General features: G+C 38.6%; 1 pseudogene. It reads right to left on the bottom strand.

Annotated features, from left to right (window positions below):
* Nucleotides 1-435 (bottom strand): annotated as a pseudogene (locus CXF54_RS12965) (hypothetical protein); the annotation flags it as partial.

Genomic DNA, 435 nt, shown 5'->3' with positions numbered 1-435 from the left:
TGGTGTTGGTGTTGTTCCTGTTCCTGAGAACGTTGTTTCTACTACTGTAATATCATTTACTGCAGTGTTTCCTGTGTTCTCAACAGTATAAGTATAGGTAATTGTATTTGTTGCTAAATCTAATACCGAACTCTTGATTAACGTTAATGCTGCACTTAATGGTAATGGTGTTACTGTAGCATCATCATCTGCTCCTGTTTCATCCGCTGGATTTCCAGAATCTGAATCGTCACTTACTGTATTTCCGTTTGGATCTTCTCCTTCAGCTACAGCTGTATTGATTACTTGTCCTGCATTAACATCCGTTTGAGTGATCGTGTAACTTGCACTTAAGGTCTGATTTGCCATTGGTGCTAAACTTGCAATCGTGCCAACTAATGTTGGTGTTAAATTACTATCTGTTACATCAATACTGGTTACTGTTACGTTTCCGGT

Source organism: Olleya sp. 1-3 (assembly GCF_002836085.1).
GTDB lineage: Bacteria > Bacteroidota > Bacteroidia > Flavobacteriales > Flavobacteriaceae > Olleya > Olleya namhaensis.
Note: the sequence above shows the minus strand (reverse complement) of the source record. Positions and strands in the feature narration are given on the sequence as shown.